The 15,614-nt window shown below is 59.4% G+C and carries 14 protein-coding genes and 1 pseudogene; 8 read left to right on the top strand and 7 right to left on the bottom strand.

Annotated features, from left to right (window positions below):
• The first annotated feature begins 25 nt into the window (after positions 1-25).
• Positions 26-2,545, top strand: a complete 2,520-nt coding sequence (gene mutS, locus GWQ22_RS15985; protein WP_275930920.1) for a DNA mismatch repair protein MutS — start codon at positions 26-28, stop codon at positions 2,543-2,545.
• Positions 2,546-2,625: 80 nt separating this feature from the next.
• Here the strand turns inward: mutS and GWQ22_RS15990 are convergent, their stop codons facing one another.
• Positions 2,626-4,224, bottom strand: a complete 1,599-nt coding sequence (locus tag GWQ22_RS15990) for a BCCT family transporter (RefSeq protein WP_275930913.1) — start codon at positions 4,222-4,224, stop codon at positions 2,626-2,628.
• Positions 4,225-4,233: 9 nt separating this feature from the next.
• A complete protein-coding gene (locus tag GWQ22_RS15995; protein WP_275930914.1) occupies positions 4,234-4,761 on the bottom strand; it encodes a hypothetical protein in 528 nt (175 codons plus the stop codon).
• A 162-nt stretch (positions 4,762-4,923) separates the two neighbouring features.
• On the opposite strand from GWQ22_RS15995, the gene GWQ22_RS16000 reads away from it, so the two are divergent.
• Positions 4,924-5,403 (top strand): MarR family transcriptional regulator, encoded by a 480-nt coding sequence (locus GWQ22_RS16000; RefSeq protein WP_275930915.1) that lies wholly within the window; start codon positions 4,924-4,926, stop codon positions 5,401-5,403.
• A gap of 78 nt (positions 5,404-5,481) precedes the next feature.
• Here GWQ22_RS16000 and GWQ22_RS16005 read toward each other — a convergent pair whose 3' ends face one another.
• Complete coding sequence (locus tag GWQ22_RS16005; protein WP_042035259.1) at positions 5,482-6,063, bottom strand: YjaG family protein; 582 nt, start codon at positions 6,061-6,063, stop codon at positions 5,482-5,484.
• 162 nt (positions 6,064-6,225) lie between these two features.
• Between GWQ22_RS16005 and GWQ22_RS16010 the strand changes: the two genes are divergently transcribed.
• Positions 6,226-7,170: a D-2-hydroxyacid dehydrogenase gene (locus GWQ22_RS16010; protein ID WP_108536615.1), complete on the top strand. Its 945-nt coding sequence runs from the start codon at positions 6,226-6,228 to the stop codon at positions 7,168-7,170.
• A gap of 73 nt (positions 7,171-7,243) precedes the next feature.
• Here GWQ22_RS16010 and mepM read toward each other — a convergent pair whose 3' ends face one another.
• Positions 7,244-8,581 carry a murein DD-endopeptidase MepM gene (gene mepM, locus GWQ22_RS16015; RefSeq protein ID WP_275930916.1) on the bottom strand — a complete coding sequence of 446 codons (1,338 nt, stop codon included), beginning with the start codon at positions 8,579-8,581 and terminating at the stop codon, positions 7,244-7,246.
• A 260-nt stretch (positions 8,582-8,841) separates the two neighbouring features.
• Here mepM and GWQ22_RS16020 point away from each other — a divergent pair, with 260 nt between their 5' ends.
• Positions 8,842-10,140 (top strand): LapD/MoxY N-terminal periplasmic domain-containing protein, encoded by a 1,299-nt coding sequence (locus GWQ22_RS16020; RefSeq protein ID WP_042035263.1) that lies wholly within the window; start codon positions 8,842-8,844, stop codon positions 10,138-10,140.
• Positions 10,137-11,078, top strand: coding sequence for a TAXI family TRAP transporter solute-binding subunit (locus GWQ22_RS16025; RefSeq protein ID WP_275930917.1), 942 nt, complete (start codon positions 10,137-10,139; stop codon positions 11,076-11,078). Before GWQ22_RS16020 ends, GWQ22_RS16025 begins: the two co-directional genes overlap by 4 nt.
• On the opposite strand, the gene GWQ22_RS16030 is transcribed toward GWQ22_RS16025, so the two are convergent.
• Together GWQ22_RS16030 and znuA are read right to left on the bottom strand one after the other, a co-directional pair.
• Positions 11,073-11,747: a transglutaminase-like cysteine peptidase gene (locus tag GWQ22_RS16030; RefSeq protein ID WP_275930918.1), complete on the bottom strand. Its 675-nt coding sequence runs from the start codon at positions 11,745-11,747 to the stop codon at positions 11,073-11,075. The genes GWQ22_RS16025 and GWQ22_RS16030 overlap by 6 nt on opposite strands.
• 76 nt (positions 11,748-11,823) lie before the next feature.
• Positions 11,824-12,729 carry a zinc ABC transporter substrate-binding protein ZnuA gene (znuA, locus tag GWQ22_RS16035; RefSeq protein ID WP_212512732.1) on the bottom strand — a complete coding sequence of 302 codons (906 nt, stop codon included), beginning with the start codon at positions 12,727-12,729 and terminating at the stop codon, positions 11,824-11,826.
• Positions 12,730-12,823: 94 nt separating this feature from the next.
• Between znuA and znuC the strand changes: the two genes are divergently transcribed.
• A complete protein-coding gene (znuC, locus tag GWQ22_RS16040; protein WP_042035270.1) occupies positions 12,824-13,588 on the top strand; it encodes a zinc ABC transporter ATP-binding protein ZnuC in 765 nt (254 codons plus the stop codon).
• Between the two features lie 20 nt (positions 13,589-13,608).
• Complete coding sequence (znuB, locus tag GWQ22_RS16045; protein ID WP_042035272.1) at positions 13,609-14,388, top strand: zinc ABC transporter permease subunit ZnuB; 780 nt, start codon at positions 13,609-13,611, stop codon at positions 14,386-14,388.
• A gap of 12 nt (positions 14,389-14,400) precedes the next feature.
• On the opposite strand, the gene GWQ22_RS16050 is transcribed toward znuB, so the two are convergent.
• Complete coding sequence (locus GWQ22_RS16050; RefSeq protein WP_275930919.1) at positions 14,401-15,291, bottom strand: LysR substrate-binding domain-containing protein; 891 nt, start codon at positions 15,289-15,291, stop codon at positions 14,401-14,403.
• Positions 15,292-15,382: 91 nt separating this feature from the next.
• Between GWQ22_RS16050 and GWQ22_RS16055 the strand changes: the two are divergent.
• Positions 15,383-15,487 (top strand): annotated as a pseudogene (locus GWQ22_RS16055) (EamA family transporter); the annotation flags it as partial.
• Positions 15,488-15,614: the final 127 nt, after the last annotated feature.

Raw genomic sequence — 15,614 nt, forward strand, 5'->3', positions numbered from 1 at the left:
CGCCAATCTGAGCGCCCACACGCCCATGATGCAGCAGTACCTTGGCCTCAAGGCCGAGAACCCCGAGATCCTGCTGTTCTATCGCATGGGCGACTTCTACGAGCTGTTCTATGACGATGCCCGCAAGGCCTCCCAGCTGCTCGATATCTCCCTGACCAAGCGCGGCCAGTCGGCGGGCACCCCAATCCCCATGGCGGGGGTGCCCTATCACGCCATCGAAGGCTACCTGGCCAAGCTGATACAGCTCGGTGAATCCGCCGCCATCTGCGAGCAGGTGGGGGATCCCGCCACCAGCAAGGGGCCGGTGGAGCGCAAGGTCATTCGCATCATCACCCCGGGCACCGTCTCCGACGAGGCGCTGCTCTCGGAGCGACAAGACAACCTGATCGCCGCCGTCTACCACGATGGCCGCCGCTTCGGTTACGGCACCATGGATATCGGTTCGGGCCGCTTCTTCATCAACCAGTTCGACAAGGAAGAGACGTTACTGGCGGAGCTGCAACGCACCAATCCGGCGGAGCTGCTTTATCCCGAATCCTTCGCGTTTTTACAGCACGTCGAAGGTCGCCGTGGTCTGCGTCGTCGCCCCGAATGGGAGTTCGAGCTCGGCACCGCCCGCACCCTCTTGTGCCAGCAGTTCGGCACCCAGGATCTGGTCGGCTTCGGGGTCGACAAGAGCGAGACTGCCCTGTGCGCCGCCGGTTGCCTGATGCAGTACGTCAAAGATACCCAGCGCACCGCCCTGCCCCACATCCGCAGCGTGCGCCTCGAGCAGCCTGATCACGCTGTCATCATGGATGCCGCCACCCGCCGCAATCTGGAGCTGACCCAGAATCTGGCGGGCGGGTATGAAAATACCCTGGCCGAGGTGCTCGATCGCACCGCCACCCCCATGGGCAGCCGTTTGCTCAAGCGCTGGATCCACCAGCCGATCCGCGATCGGGTGATCCTGAAAGGTCGCCAGAGCACCATCCATACGCTTATCGAGCAGAACCTCTACGATGAGCTGGGCAACCTGCTGCGTCAGGTGGGCGATGTGGAGCGGGTGCTGGCCCGTCTGGCCCTGCGTTCGGCCCGCCCGCGCGACCTCACCCGGCTGCGGCAGGCGTTTGCCCAGCTGCCCGAGCTGCAGCGCCTGCTGGCGGATAACCAGCACGAGGCGGTGCAGCAACTGGCAGAGCGCGCCAGCACCTTCCCCGAATTGCTGAGCCTGCTAGAGTGCGCCGTGATGGAGGTGCCACCCGTGCTGATCCGCGATGGTGGCGTCATCCGTGACGGCTTCAATCAGGAGCTGGACGAGTTGCGGGATCTGGCCAACGGCGCCACCGCCAGCCTGGCCCGCATCGAGGAGCGGGAGAAGCTGCTGACCGGCATCAACACCCTCAAGGTGGGCTACAACAGGGTGCATGGTTTCTACATCGAGGTGAGCCGCGCCAACAGTCATCTGGTACCGGCCCACTACATCCGCCGCCAGACCCTCAAAAACAATGAACGCTACATCATCGACGAGCTTAAAAAATACGAGGACAAGGTGCTCACCGCCCAGGCGCAGGCGCTGGCACTGGAGAAACGGCTCTACGAAGAGCTGCTCGACACCCTGCTGCCCCACCTCGGCGATCTGCAGGAATCCGCCGCTGCACTGGCGGAGCTGGACGTGCTGGCCAACCTGGCGGAGCGGGCCGAGAGCCTCGACTACCGCTGCCCGACCCTGATCGACGAGGATCAGATCCTGATCGAGGCGGGCCGCCATCCTGTCGTTGAACAGGTGATGAGCGATCCCTTTATCGCCAACCCCATCCGGCTTGAGCGGGATCGCCGGATGCTGATCATCACAGGCCCCAACATGGGCGGTAAATCCACCTATATGCGCCAGACCGCGCTGATCGTGCTGCTGGCCCATATCGGTGCCTTCGTACCCGCCGACAGCGCCCACATCGGCCCCATCGACCGTATTTTCACCCGGATCGGGGCATCGGATGATCTGGCATCAGGCCGCTCGACTTTCATGGTAGAGATGACCGAAACCGCCAATATCCTCAACAACGCCACCGCCCGCAGTCTGGTGCTGATGGACGAAATTGGCCGCGGTACCAGCACCTACGACGGCCTCTCGCTGGCGTGGGCCTGCGCCGAGCAACTGGCGAGCAAGATTGGCGCCTACACCCTGTTTGCCACCCACTACTTCGAGCTGACCCGGCTGCCGGAGCTGATTGAGGGGCTGGCTAACGTCCATCTGGACGCGGTCGAGCACGGCGACACCATCGCCTTCATGCATGCGGTGCAGGAGGGAGCGGCCAGCCGCTCCTACGGCCTGCAGGTCGCGGCGCTGGCGGGTGTGCCGAAATCGGTGATCCATCAGGCCCGGCACAAGCTGGCAGAGCTCGAAAGCGCCACGCCCCTGCCTGCTGGTGAAACACGCCCGACGCCGGTGACGCTGGCGCCTCAGCCCCATCCGGTGGTGGAGGAGTTGGAGGCGGTGAGCCCGGACGAGCTCACCCCCCGTCAGGCGCTGGATCTCGTCTATCGCCTCAAACAAATGCTGTAACCGCCAGCCGACTACAGCAGCATACAAAAGGGGAACCTCACGGTTCCCCTTTTACTTTGCACGGTTTTACTGTCAGGCCATCAGCCCGGACCTATCCGATCCATCAGACTCAGGTTGACCGAGCCGGGGTGACGCTTGAGCTTCTGTCGATACTCGAACTGATGCTGACTCTCTTGCTTGAGCCCCAGCACCAGGGAGTAACACATGGCCAGCATGATCACAGAGAACGGCAGTGCGGCTATGATGCTGGCCGCCTGCAAGGCTGCCAATCCACCGGACACCAGCAAAATAGCGGCGACCAGCCCCTGCCCCAAGCCCCAGATGGCACGGTGCAGCACCGGCGGCTCCTGATCACCGATGGAGAGCAGCGTGGTGATGACCAAAGTGCCTGAATCGCTGGAGGTAATGAAATAGGTGCAGATCAGCAGGGTCAGTACCGCCTTGGCGATCCAGCCGAAGGTCTCCCACTGCATCAGGTCCACCGTCTTGTAGAGTGCCATGGTCACGTCCTGATTGACCGCAGTCACCACGCCACCAGCGCCGAACAGCTCCAGGTTCATGGCAGTACCGCCGAACACGGTCAACCAGAACATGCCGAGCAGGGAGGGTACCAGCAGCACGCCGAGCACGAACTCGCGAATGGTACGGCCCTTGGAAATACGGGCGATAAACATGCCGACAAACGGTGCCCAGGCGATCCACCAGCCCCAGTAAAACGCGGTCCAGCTCGACTGCCAGGCCGAGGTACCGTTGGCTTCGGTGTTGGTCCAAAAGCTCAGTTTGACGATGTTTTGCAGGTAGTCACCGATATTCTGCACATAGGCGTTGAGGATATAGGTGGTCGGCCCCAGCACCAGGAAGAGGCCAAGCACGAAGACGCTCAGCCAAATATTGAGCTCGGAGAGGATCTTGACCCCGCGCCCCACGCCGGAGACCGCAGACAGGGTCGCGATCAGGCTGATACCGCCGATGAGCCAGAGCTGGTTGGACTGCGACACCGCTATGCCAAACATCTGGTTCAGACCGGTATTCATCTGGGAGACGCCGAGGCCGAGGGAGGTTGCCACCCCGAACACGGTACCGAACACCGCCAGCACGTCGGCGGCATGACCCCAGAAGCCGTAGATGCGCTCACCGAGAATGGGGTAGAGTACGGAGCGAATGGCCAAGGGCAACTTGCGGCGATAGCTGAAGAAAGCCAGCGACAGGCCGACGATCACATAGATGGCCCAAGGGTGCAGACCCCAATGGAAGAAGGTGAGCCGCATGGCTATCTGGGCCGCCTCCGGCGTCATTCCTTCGGTGATGAAAGGGTTACCCTGCAGGTGGTTCATGGGTTCTGCAATGCTCCAGAACACCAGACCTATGCCCATACCGGCGCTGAACAGCATGGAGAACCAGGCAAAGTAGCCAAACTCCGGTACCTGATCGTCGTCACCCAGGCGGATGCTGCCAAAGCGGCTGAACATCAGATAGACGGCGAAGAACAGGAACAGGGCGACCACCAGAATGTAGTACCACTTGAACCCGGCAATGATCTGATCCTTGGCACCGGTAAACCAGGCGGCGGCCGTCTCGGGCACAAATACACCAAACAGCAGGAACAGGGTGATGACGGTGAGGGCCGTCATGGCCATGGTCGGGTTCAGGCCTTTCAATAGCCCTTTGGTTGCTCTCATCGGGCCTCCTTAGTCGTTGTTGAAAAAGTCTTCACCCACATGCTCACCTGCGCCGCCGATGGCGCGATAGACCATACGGCCTGCGGCCAGTTCACGATGATCCACCAGGGTGACGGAAGGCTGGCCATTAACGGCGTGACGCTTGCCAAGGAAGATGGCCATGGGCACACCCAGATTGGAGATGCCGCTGGTGATCCAGAGCCGGTTGAAATCGTAGGATCCACCGATGAACTCCAGTTGGGCCAGGCCGGTATCGAGACCGGTCAGGTAGAAGTTCATGGCACTCTCGTCAGGGAACAGGTGGACCAGCACATAGGCATAGCGCAATTCGTTCACCAACTCCTTTAGGTTGAAAGCACCAGTCTCGCTACAAGAGAGCGGGAGCTCACCGTCGTAATGATGCACCTTGAGGGTATTGGGATCCTCTTCATAGGCAGGCTGATAACGCACGAATGCCGAGGTATCAGGCAGTTCGTAACGGACTCTGACTACACGCAGATCGGCAACCAGAGACCTGATGTCCAGATAGTCATTCATCATTTTGCTCCTCAAATATCAGGTTAAAAATTCGGTGAACGGCCGATAAACTAACACAAAAATCATTAGAGCAGAAATTATTAGACCAAAACCATATTGATCTTGTGATGAAATAGGCGGAGAATTTTGCGCCTCTCAACAGCCCTGCAATGACTCACACCCATGGAAAAACATGATGAAGTGCTGGTTGCACTGCGCCAGATTATTCGTGCCATCGATATGCACTCCAAGCGCCTGATCAAGGAAGCCGGGCTGACGTCGCCGCAGCTCTTGCTGCTCAAGGGGATCAACGAGCTGGGACAGATTTCCATGCGTCAGCTGGCCGACCACACCAACATGAGTCAGGCTACTGCGACCACCATCATGGACCGTCTCGAGAGCCGCCAGCTGGTGCAACGAATTCGCAGTGAAACCGACAAGCGAAAGGTTCATGCGACACTCACTGACGCAGGCCGTGCCCTGCTGGCCCAGGCGCCAACCCCGCTGCAAGAACGTTTCATCCAGCGCTTTCAGGCACTGGAAGCCTGGGAGCATACCCTGTTGCTCTCCTCCCTGCAGCGCATCTCGGCCATGATGAATGCCGATGGCATTGATGCCGCCCCCGTGCTGAGCGTCAGACCGCTCACCGAAGAACGGGCATGAAAAGGGAACAGGCAGAAAAAAAGCTCCTGACGGAGCTTTTTTTCTATGGGGATTTTGTCTACCTATCCCGTTGCGGTATCACTCCTCCAGGCTGATGCCTATGTTGGAAACACCGTCCTGGGCCGCAAATACCCTGATTGCCAGGATGCGGTCGCTGTCACGCTCGTGGGCTACCCGCTTGAGCAGCTCGACCTGAAACTCCAGCTCCGCCTCGATGTACTCGTGCTCGTAGAGTTCCTCTTCGGTCATGTCGCGCTCTTCCAGCATCTCGATGAAACCGGCCACAGTTCCCACTGAGGCATGGCTGGCGTCTTCGGCTTCTTCGCCGACCCGGCAGATCACCGAGTTGTAGGCACAACCCAGCGCCACGCAGGCATCCAGCGCCGGATAAGCACCGTAGGATTCAAACTTGCTGGGCTCCGGAATGTAGACTTCAAACGCTTCAAGGATAGCCCCCAGATTGACGCGGGATCCCTTTACCGTCAGGTAGTTCCACATCTGATCCAGCGCGTTGCGAAACGCCTTCGCATCACCGAAGCCGGATGCTTGGGTAAACAGCGCATAGTTGGGGTACATGCGCTCTGCCAGCGCCAGGGTGTAGACGGTCTGTTGCCAAGGCTGTAGCTCGGCCAGTCGCTTATAAAACTTGTCACCAAACACTGGAGTCGGATCCTTTGCAAAATGTGGGGCAGATTGTAGCCCACGAGGGGCCGCACGAAAACGAAAAAGCGGCCCGGTCGACTAGCTTGTCCGATCAACTCGGGTAAGATGAAGACAAAGCGGCCTCTCTCCCGCGCCGTAAATCTGATAAGGAACAAGAGTATGAGTCAACGTACCCTTCTTTTACTCAGCCAGGACAACGCGCACTACGAGCGCCTGCTCAAGGCCGCCCATCTCCCCCATTTACGCATTCTGAGAGCCGACAACCAGAGCGATGCCGAGAAACTGATCGGGGAGGCCCACATACTGATGGCCGAGCCTGCGCGGGCCAAGCCGCTGCTGGCCAGGGCCAACAAGCTGAGCTGGTTCCAGTCAACCTATGCCGGGGTCGACGTGCTGCTGGATGCCAGCAGCCGACGCGATTATCAACTCACCAACGTGCGCGGTATCTTCGGCCCGCTAATGAGTGAGTATGTGTTCGGCCACCTGCTCAGCCTGATGCGTCAGCTGCCGCTCTACCGGGAGCAGCAGAAACAGCGGCTGTGGCAAAGCCACCCGTACCAGGGGCTCAAGGGGCGTACCCTGCTGATCCTGGGGACCGGCAGCATAGGCCAGCACCTGGCCCACACCGGTAAGCACTTTGGCATGAAGGTGCTCGGCGTCAGCCGCAGCGGCCGTGAGCGGGCCGGTTTCGATCAGGTGTATCAGTTGCCGGCGCTAAACAAGATGCTGGCCCAGGCCGACGTCATCGTCAGTGTCCTGCCCGCCACCCGCGAGACCCATCATCTGTTCACTGCATCCCGTTTCGAGCATTGCAAGCCGGGCGCCATCCTGTTCAACGTCGGTCGCGGCAATGCCATCAACGAAGGCGATCTGCTGACCGCCCTGCGCACCGGCAAGCTGGGTATGGCGGTGCTGGACGTGTTCGAGCAGGAACCCCTGCCCGCCGACAGTCCGCTCTGGGGCCAGCCTAACCTCATCATCACCCCGCACAACAGCGCCTACAGCTTCCCCGATGATGTGGCCCAGATCTTCGTGCGCAACTACATTCGCTTCATCGACGGTCAACCGCTGGACGGCAAGATAGACTTCGACAAAGGTTACTGATCCCGCCCATGACACCAATGAAAAGGCCCCGCCAATGTGGCAGGGCCTTTTTCTATTCGGCTGGAAACCGGCGTCAGCCTGCCTCCATCTCCTTGCGATAGCTCTTCACCTTGGCAAGGAACTGACGTTTGGCCTTGCCGGAGAGCGGCTCCGCCATCGGCAACTTGACCTTCATGGGATCGACCGGGCGGTTGTTGATCCGCACCTCATAGTGCAAGTGGGCACCGGTGGAACGGCCTGTGTTACCGGAGAGCCCAATCTTGTCGCCCATCTTCACCTTCTGACCGGTTTTCACCAGCAGCTTGCTCAAATGCAGATAACGGGTCATCAGGGTACGGCCGTGCTTGATCACCACATAGGTGCCGGCCAGCGGGTGGCTGGTCGCCTTGATCACGACGCCGTCACCCGTCGCCATCACGGGCGTGCCCACCGGCAGGGCAAAGTCAGTGCCCTCGTGAGGACGAACCTGACCTGTAATCGGGTGGCGACGACTCGGGTTGAAGCTGGAGCTGACCCGATAACGGCTATGGGTCGGATAGCGGCGAAAGCCGCGCTCCAGGCTGTTACCCTGACCGTCATAGTAGTTGCCATCTTCCGACAACCAAGCCGAGATACCCTGCCCCTGATTGAACACTTCGACCCCCAGCAACTGGGTGTTGCCCGTGCTCTTGCCCTCGACCGTCTCCTGACGGACCAGCACTTTGAACTTGTCGCCCTTTTTCAGATCCTTGGCGAAATTCAACCGCCACTGGAACAGGTTAGCGATCTTCTGGATGTGGTTGGCCGGGATCCCCGCATTGCGGGCACTGACATAGAAACTGCCGTTGATGACGCCTTCATAACTCTTCTGCTGCCACTGCACCTCTTCATTGAGCATGTTGGCGCTGTAGGTGTCATCAATGCGTTCCAGGATCAGGGTCTGCTTGATATTCAGACGAATCTTCATCTGTTGCAGTATGTTGTCCTGATCGATCAGCAACTCGATAGTCTGACCGGGTTTGAGGCGGGCCAGATTGTTTTTGCTATCCGCATCCAGCACCTTGTAGAGAGTGGTGGTCGAAAGCCCCAAGTTGTTGAAGATGGTGGTCAGGTTTTCACCGTTGCGCACCCTGTAGTCCTGCCACTGGGGAGTGGCGTCGGTCGGGATGTCATCTTCCGGGAGCGCGGCTTCCACCAGCTCATGATCCGGGATGTCGTTAAAATCCGTATTGTCTTCGTTGGTTGCCGTACCGTTAGTGGCAATGGGCAACTCCAAACGCAATGGCCGCTCCAGGATGTCACCTGGCGCTGGCAATATGGCTACCGCTGACAGTGTCATCGCTGTGAGCAGTAACATTGCGTAAAAATGCTTGCGGGGAACCGGGGGTTCCCAATTGGCAGCCTGTGCTACCAAGGGACGGAGACGTTTCATCCGCTATCCTGTCATTAGATCCAAGGGTGTTAGTCGTCAGTCTGTTTTGCTACAAAACTGTATAAAACTGACTGTTTGACCTAAATACTCACAATTAGTTCATAGCAATCTGCATGAACCTCACATTTTATGCATAACATTCCCCTATGGGCAGAAATGATCGTCTTTTTTAACCATTTTTTCCTATTTTTAAGAACCGGGTCCGATTGTGTTTGGCCCAAGGTTTCATGATGTTGTGATAACTTTTCCATGGAGTGGATATGTCGTTAGCAAAACTGTTAAACCGAATCATCCTGATCCTGTTCGTGATCGGTGCCGCCCTGCTGTTCATGCTGGAAATCACCACGGTACGCCAATCCATCCTCGACCAGATGTCGGCCAACCTGGAAACGGCCATCACGGCCCTCGGCCTGGTGCTGCAAGGCACCCTGCTCAACGATGACAAGGTGCTTGCCGAAACCATAGTCAACGCCATGTTCGACGGCGGCTTCGTCAGCTCGGTCACCCTGCTGGACCCTGACGGCCAACTACTGTTCCAGAAGGTCTTTCACACAACGCTGCAGAATGTGCCGAGCTGGCTCCCTTCTGTTATCGACATGCCGCCGGTCAAAATTGAGCAGGAGTTGACCGATGGCTGGCGCATGCTGGGCACCCTCACCCTGGAAGGGCACACGGGCTACGCCTATCAGCACCTGTGGAATGCCATCAGCCGCACTGGCCTTGCCCTGCTCGCCGGCCTACTGGTGTTCACCTTGGTGATCTCCTGGGTATGCGGCCGCCTACTGCGCCCCCTCGAGCTCATCAACCAGCAACTGGTCAGGATCCGCAAACGCCAGTTCAGCGGCAATCTGGATTCTCCCTGGCTGCAGGATCTCAAGGAGCTGGTCATCTCGGTCAACCAGCTGGTCTCGGAGCGCAAGCGGGATCTGCTGCAACAGCGGCTCAAGATCACCCAGCTCGGCAAGCAACAGGCGCCGACAATCGCTCAACCCCTGCAAGATGTGACGGAAGGGGAAGACGGCATGCAACAACAGCATTTTTTCTCCACCCAGGGCAGCATCCGTCTCTACAGCCGCCTCATTCCCACCCTGACTCCCTCGCCGGAGAGCTCCCCGGATCAGATCCTGCACCTGCTCGACCTCTGGTTGCACCATCCGGTGGAAGGGCTGCAACTGCCCCTCAGCCTGCTCAATCATGCTGACTGGGCGCAATTCGTCCCGCTGCTGGCCAAGGGCAGAGGCAAGACCCTCGACTGGCGCTGGGATCTGGCAAGCTTCCCACCCCTCGGGGAAGCACGGCTCGCCACCTTGCAGGAGCAGGGCATCGAGATGGCGTTCAGCGCCATCCCCATGACCAACGACACCTTCAATCAGCTCGACCCCATCAACCCCGTCTTCATCAGCTGCCAGCCAACCCAGGCTCCCCTTTACTGGAATCTGGTGGCTCAATGCCTGCACAGTGCGGGCTACACTCTGCTGGCAGAAGCCAGCGAGATCCAGGATATCGACACCCTGCGCAGCTGGGGCATAGACGGTTACGCCAGCAAGGAGATCTCATGAACAAACTCGGGTTGTTACTCGCCCTGCTGTGGCCGCTGCTGCTGCTGGCCAGCCCCCTGCTCATCGCCACCGGCGGTGAGCAGGGGATTTATCATCAGGTCGCCAAAGAGTTCTGCCGGCTGGCCAACAAGAGTGACCCCGAGCTGCGATGCAAGCTGCAGGTCACCTCAGGTACCATCGAGAATCTGCACCAACTACAGTCAGGGCAGATACCCTATGCCCTGGTGCAATCGGACTGGCTCTATCAGGCCAGCCGAGGCCTCGGGCCCTATGCCAGCCAGCCGCAACCCGAACTGAGAGCCATGTTCGCTACCCACGCCGAGCCTTTCACCATAGTGGTGCGGGCGGATGGCGACATCACCACGCTGACACAGCTCAAGCTGGCGCCCATCGACATAGGGCTGAAAAGCTCGGGCACTCGCCAGACGGCCCTGGCCCTGTTCAACCTGTTGGGAGCAAAAGAGCAGGATCTCGATCTGAAGAGCGTAGGCAATCTGGCGGAGGCGCTCTGCAGCAAGCAGATAGATGCCTACGGTCTGGTAATGGGACACCCGAACCGGATCGTGCTCGATACCACCAAGCGCTGTGCCATCCGCTTTCTGCCGATCGAGGGAGAGACTCGGGATCAACTGCTCAAGGGGGTCAAGTACTACCAGCGCAGCCAAGTGCCTGCCCGCATCTATCCCGGCAACCTGAAGGCGACCCCCACCTTCGCCATCGCGGCCACTCTGGTGACCAATGCCGCCACGCCTGAGGCGGAGGTCTACCGACTGACCAGGGCCATGTTGTCCCAGCAGACCAGCTTCAACGAGCAGACCTATGGTTACGCCAACCTGTTTCACAAGGCCCGTAACAAAACAGGCCCGGTGCTGAGCATCGAACAGCATCCGGGCGCGGCAAAATATTTCGAAGAGTTGAAAGCGGCGGGAAAACTATAGCTGGCGACGGGGGGAGCGCAGTTGCTCGCTGGAGAAACGGGTCTTCATCGATGTCCACTGCGCCAACCTGTCGGCACTGCCCGCCAATGTGCCTTCACGGCGTGACTTCATGATCCAGATGCTCTTTGCATCGAAGCTGTAGACGGGGATGAGATCAGTTCGCTGACTGCCGGGCAGGATCCGGCTGTTGATGTTGTCGAGCACCAGCGGATCGGATTTGGGCGTTGGAAAATAAAGCGTCACCATATGAAACTGGTTGTACTTCACCGCCTTGACATAAGCCAGCCGCAGCTTTTTCTCTTCAACCCCCAGCTCCATCAGGGTGTAGTACTTGGAGATGCTGTAATCTTCGCAGTCCCCCCCGCGAGCACCAATAAACTCCAATGGATTGGCCCAATAATCCTCATCACCCCACAAGCTGGGATCATCGCTGTAGGTCAGGTTATTGAAGTAGTTGTTCACCAGCTCGATCTTCTGCTGATCCGTGGTACCGGCACGGGGCGTGAGCAGGCGGGAAAACGCCTCGGCACGCTGGATCGCCCTGCCGCCATAAACCTCCTGCAATTTGGCCCTCAACTCGGGGCTGGCAATGTATTCGGAGAGACGGGACGCTTGCACGCTGGCACAGAGCAGCGCCAGCGTGCAGGTGGGAATGAGCAGCCATTTCATATTTAACACTCCATGTCAGATGCTGGAGGTCAGTATAGTTGGCGCAGGCAACCCTATCAGGTGAACCAAAGAGAGCTCAGCGGCACTGGGCGAAGGCGTCAGCCAACTGTTGCATGAACTGCGGGTAGCCATCAGCACCAATCGGGACCTGCTCACCCACCTCATCCAGCAGCAATACCTTGGCGCCGGTATTGCGGGCCACAGACTCAATCACGGCAGGGGAGAATTGTGGCTCGGCGTAGATGCAGCTTGCCTGTTTCTCCTGCAGCGCCTTGCGGATCTCTACCAGCGTCTTGGCGCCGGGACGGCGTTCCGGGTTTACGGTAAAGTGCCCCTTGGAGCTCATTCCGTAGTGACGTTCCCAGTAGCCATAAGCCTCGTGGAACACGAAGTAGCCCTTCTGGTTCACCGCCTTCATCTGTTCGGAGATGAGCTTGTCCTTGGCCGCCACCTTGGCCTTGAAGGTCAGCAGGTTGGCGCGATAACGTTCGGCATTGGCGGGATCCTGGGCACTTAGCGTTTCACTCAGCGCACTGGCGATAACCAGTGCCTGGGTCGGCCCCAGCCAGATATGCGGATCCACCCCTTCGTGATGATGCCCCTCGTGTCCATCGTGATCATGACCCTCATCGGCATGCTCTTCGTGCCCTTCCTGCTTGGCGTAGTCGAACAGCGGCATCCCCTCAACCCGGGTAAGCGTCAGCACATGGGGATGCTTGGCCAGCGGTTTGGCCATGAAGCCTTCCAGCTCGGGACCGACCCATACCACCAGATCGGCACCCTGGATGCTGCGAATATCGGAGGGGCGCAGTGAGAAGTCGTGGGGAGAGGCGCCGGTCGGCAGCAGTACTCTGGGCTCACTCACGCCATCGGTGATCGCGGCTGCGATAAAGCCGAGGGGCTTGATGGTGGTCAGTACCTCGAGGGCACGGACAGGCAGGCTCACTGCCAGCAAGGCAGTGATAAGTGTAAGAATTCGCATAGAGATCTCGTCAGGAAGTGAGTGTGTGATAATATAACAAACAAACGCTGTTGTTATATTATAACTCTCACAGGCTGTAAACCCCGGAGCTGTCATGACCCAACTGGTGGAGCTGAAAGAGGTCTGTCTTTCGTTCGACGGACGATCCGTGCTCGACAAGGTCTCCTTTACCCTGAATAAAGGCAAAATCACTACCCTGGTCGGCCCTAACGGGGCGGGCAAGAGCACCCTGAGCAAGCTGGTACTGGGCCTGCTCACTCCGGATACCGGCGAGATCCGGCGCCGTCGCGATCTGCGGGTTGGCTATGTACCGCAACGCCTCTATCTGGATCCCACTTTGCCGCTGACGGTGCGCCGCTTCCTGCAACTGGGCAAGAATGGCCGTCTATCCATCGAGGAGGCGCTCAATCGGGTCGGCGCCCAGGGGTTACTGGATAACCGGATGCAAAAGCTCTCTGGCGGCGAGATGCAGCGAGTGCTGCTGGCACGTGCCCTGCTGGTCAAGCCAGAGCTGCTGGTGCTGGATGAGCCGGTACAGGGGGTGGACATCAACGGCCAGATCGAGCTCTATGCCCTTATCAGCACGCTGGCGGCCGAGTTCAACTGCGCCGTACTGATGGTCTCCCACGACTTGCACCTGGTGATGGCCAGCACCCACGAAGTGATCTGCCTCAATCGCCACGTCTGCTGTCACGGCGAGCCGGAAAGCGTGGCACGCCATCCCGAATTTGCCCGCCTGTTCGGGCGCCCTGAACAGGAAGTGCTGGCAGTCTACACCCACCATCATCACTGCGACGGCGAACACCATCATCACAATGAGCAGGCCCCCGTCATCCGCCTGCCGTCTCGCAATCAATAAGCGCAGCTAAGGACATTCAAGTGGACAGCTTTCTGTTATATGCCCTCACGGCCGGCCTCGGTATCGCCCTGCTGGCCGGGCCCCTTGGCAGCTTCGTGGTGTGGCGCAAGATGGCCTATTTTGGCGACACCCTCTCCCATGCCTGCCTGTTCGGCATAGCACTCGGCATACTGCTGCAGGTGAATCTGACCCTGGCGGTGGTGGTCTGCTGCCTCGCCATGGCCATGCTGCTGGTGATCATGAGTCGCAACCAGCAGGTGGCGACCGATACCCTGCTCGGCATCCTGGCCCACAGCGCCCTGTCGCTTGGCCTGGTCACCTTGAGTTTTATGGATAACGTGCGGGTGGATCTGATGGCCTACCTGTTCGGCGACCTGCTCTCGGTACAACCGGTGGATCTGCTCTGGATCTACGGCGGTGGCGCCCTGGTCCTGCTCACCCTGTGGCGCCTGTGGGATCCCCTGCTCTCCATGACCATCTCGGAAGAGCTGGCTCGGGTGGAAGGGATCCGGGTCGATGTGCTGCGCTGTGTGCTGATGCTGCTGATCGGGCTGGTGATCGCCGTGGCAATGAAGTTTGTCGGGGCGCTGATCATCACCTCGCTGCTGATCATTCCCGCCGCCACCGCCCGCCGCTTCAGCCAGACGCCGGAGCAAATGGCGGGCTTTGCTGCACTGATCGGCTGTCTCGCCGTGCTGGGCGGCCTCAGCCTCTCCTGGTATCAAGACACGCCGGCGGGCCCTTCCGTGGTGGTCTGCGCCACCGGCCTGTTTATCCTGAGCCAGTTCAAGAAAGCCTGATAAGCCAAGCGGTTATAGCGCCATGCTCTGGCGCGCCTCCATCATCAGCCATTGGCGCAATCGGCTGATGGCGGGCTCATGGGCCCGGGATCGCTTGCAGGTAAAGTAGAAGGCATCCCCCGTCTCCAGCTGGTGAACCGGCAAGGCCACCAGCTGAGGATCATCGGGCCGCAGCATGTAGTCGTTCACGAATGCCACCCCCTGATCCCAGGCCGCCGCCTCCATCGCCAGCAGCACATGGCTGAAGTGGTGCATCCGTGCCTCATCCGGGATGACCAGACCGCCAGCCTTGGCCCAGCGCTGCCAATCCTCTCCCCGCACCTTGTAGATGGACTGCACCGACAGGAGCGGCAGCTGCCAGATGGCCTGTGGCCACTCCCCCTCCAGCTGTTGCAACAGGCGTCGGCTGCAGACCGGGAACAGCCGCTCCTGATAGATGAGATCGTGGCAATAACCGCGACCATGGGGCGACACCGTGATGAAACAGTCCGCCACCCGATCGGAGAGCTCGGGATCTTCCGCCACCATCTCCAGGCTCAGATCCAGCTCGGGGTAGAGCTGACGCAGACCCGCCAGACGCGGGATCAGCCACTTCACCGCGAACGAGCTGTAGACCGCGAGTCGCAGCCGCATCTCACCACCGCCGCGCAGCTGTTCGCTGCTCTGGGCGATCTGGCCGAGCCCAGCGGCTATGCCTTCGAAGTAAACCTCCCCCTGGGCGGTCAATGACAACAGCCGCCCCTGACGCAACAGCAGCCGTTCCCCCAGAAAATCCTCCAGCAGACGGATCTGGTGGCTGACCGCACTCTGGCTGACGTTCAGCTCGAGGGCCGCGCGAGAAAAGCTGAGCAGGCGGGCAACCGCTTCGAAATATTGAACAGCGCGCAGGGGAGGCAGCTTCATTATCCAAAATTCTCATAGATGGTGATTTTTTATCATTTTACTGGATAACTGACCCCACGCTACCCTGCCCTCATATAACGTCGGAGGTGGTATGAATGCAGTCGGGATCGGCATCCTCTATCTGGTGCTGGGCAACATGGTGGCGGTCTTTTCCGATGCACTGGTCAAGGTACTGGAGCCGAGCCAGCCCGTGTTCCATAGATGGTCGCCCCGGTTTGCCAAGCCTTCAATCGATGACGGTGAGTTAGGTTGAGATTGCAGCCATAGATCCGGACTGTGATCGAGGCTACTGCCTCTGTCCCTGATGGAATTCGCTGACTGGC

It is taken from the genome of Aeromonas sp. 1HA1 (assembly GCF_029237385.1).
Lineage (GTDB): Bacteria > Pseudomonadota > Gammaproteobacteria > Enterobacterales > Aeromonadaceae > Aeromonas > Aeromonas popoffii.

Bases quoted from the DNA above. Each gene is read 5' to 3' on its own strand.
- mutS (WP_275930920.1), top strand. From the start codon at position 26: ATGATGCAGCAGTACCTTGGCCTCAAGGCCGAGAACCCCGAGATCCTG.
- GWQ22_RS15990 (WP_275930913.1), bottom strand. From the start codon at position 4,224: ATGAGAGCAACCAAAGGGCTATTGAAAGGCCTGAACCCGACCATGGCC.
- GWQ22_RS15995 (WP_275930914.1), bottom strand. From the start codon at position 4,761: ATGAATGACTATCTGGACATCAGGTCTCTGGTTGCCGATCTGCGTGTA.
- GWQ22_RS16000 (WP_275930915.1), top strand. From the start codon at position 4,924: ATGGAAAAACATGATGAAGTGCTGGTTGCACTGCGCCAGATTATTCGT.
- GWQ22_RS16010 (WP_108536615.1), top strand. From the start codon at position 6,226: ATGAGTCAACGTACCCTTCTTTTACTCAGCCAGGACAACGCGCACTAC.
- mepM (WP_275930916.1), bottom strand. From the start codon at position 8,581: ATGAAACGTCTCCGTCCCTTGGTAGCACAGGCTGCCAATTGGGAACCC.
- GWQ22_RS16020 (WP_042035263.1), top strand. From the start codon at position 8,842: ATGTCGTTAGCAAAACTGTTAAACCGAATCATCCTGATCCTGTTCGTG.
- GWQ22_RS16025 (WP_275930917.1), top strand. From the start codon at position 10,137: ATGAACAAACTCGGGTTGTTACTCGCCCTGCTGTGGCCGCTGCTGCTG.
- GWQ22_RS16030 (WP_275930918.1), bottom strand. From the start codon at position 11,747: ATGAAATGGCTGCTCATTCCCACCTGCACGCTGGCGCTGCTCTGTGCC.
- znuA (WP_212512732.1), bottom strand. From the start codon at position 12,729: ATGCGAATTCTTACACTTATCACTGCCTTGCTGGCAGTGAGCCTGCCT.
- znuC (WP_042035270.1), top strand. From the start codon at position 12,824: ATGACCCAACTGGTGGAGCTGAAAGAGGTCTGTCTTTCGTTCGACGGA.
- GWQ22_RS16050 (WP_275930919.1), bottom strand. From the start codon at position 15,291: ATGAAGCTGCCTCCCCTGCGCGCTGTTCAATATTTCGAAGCGGTTGCC.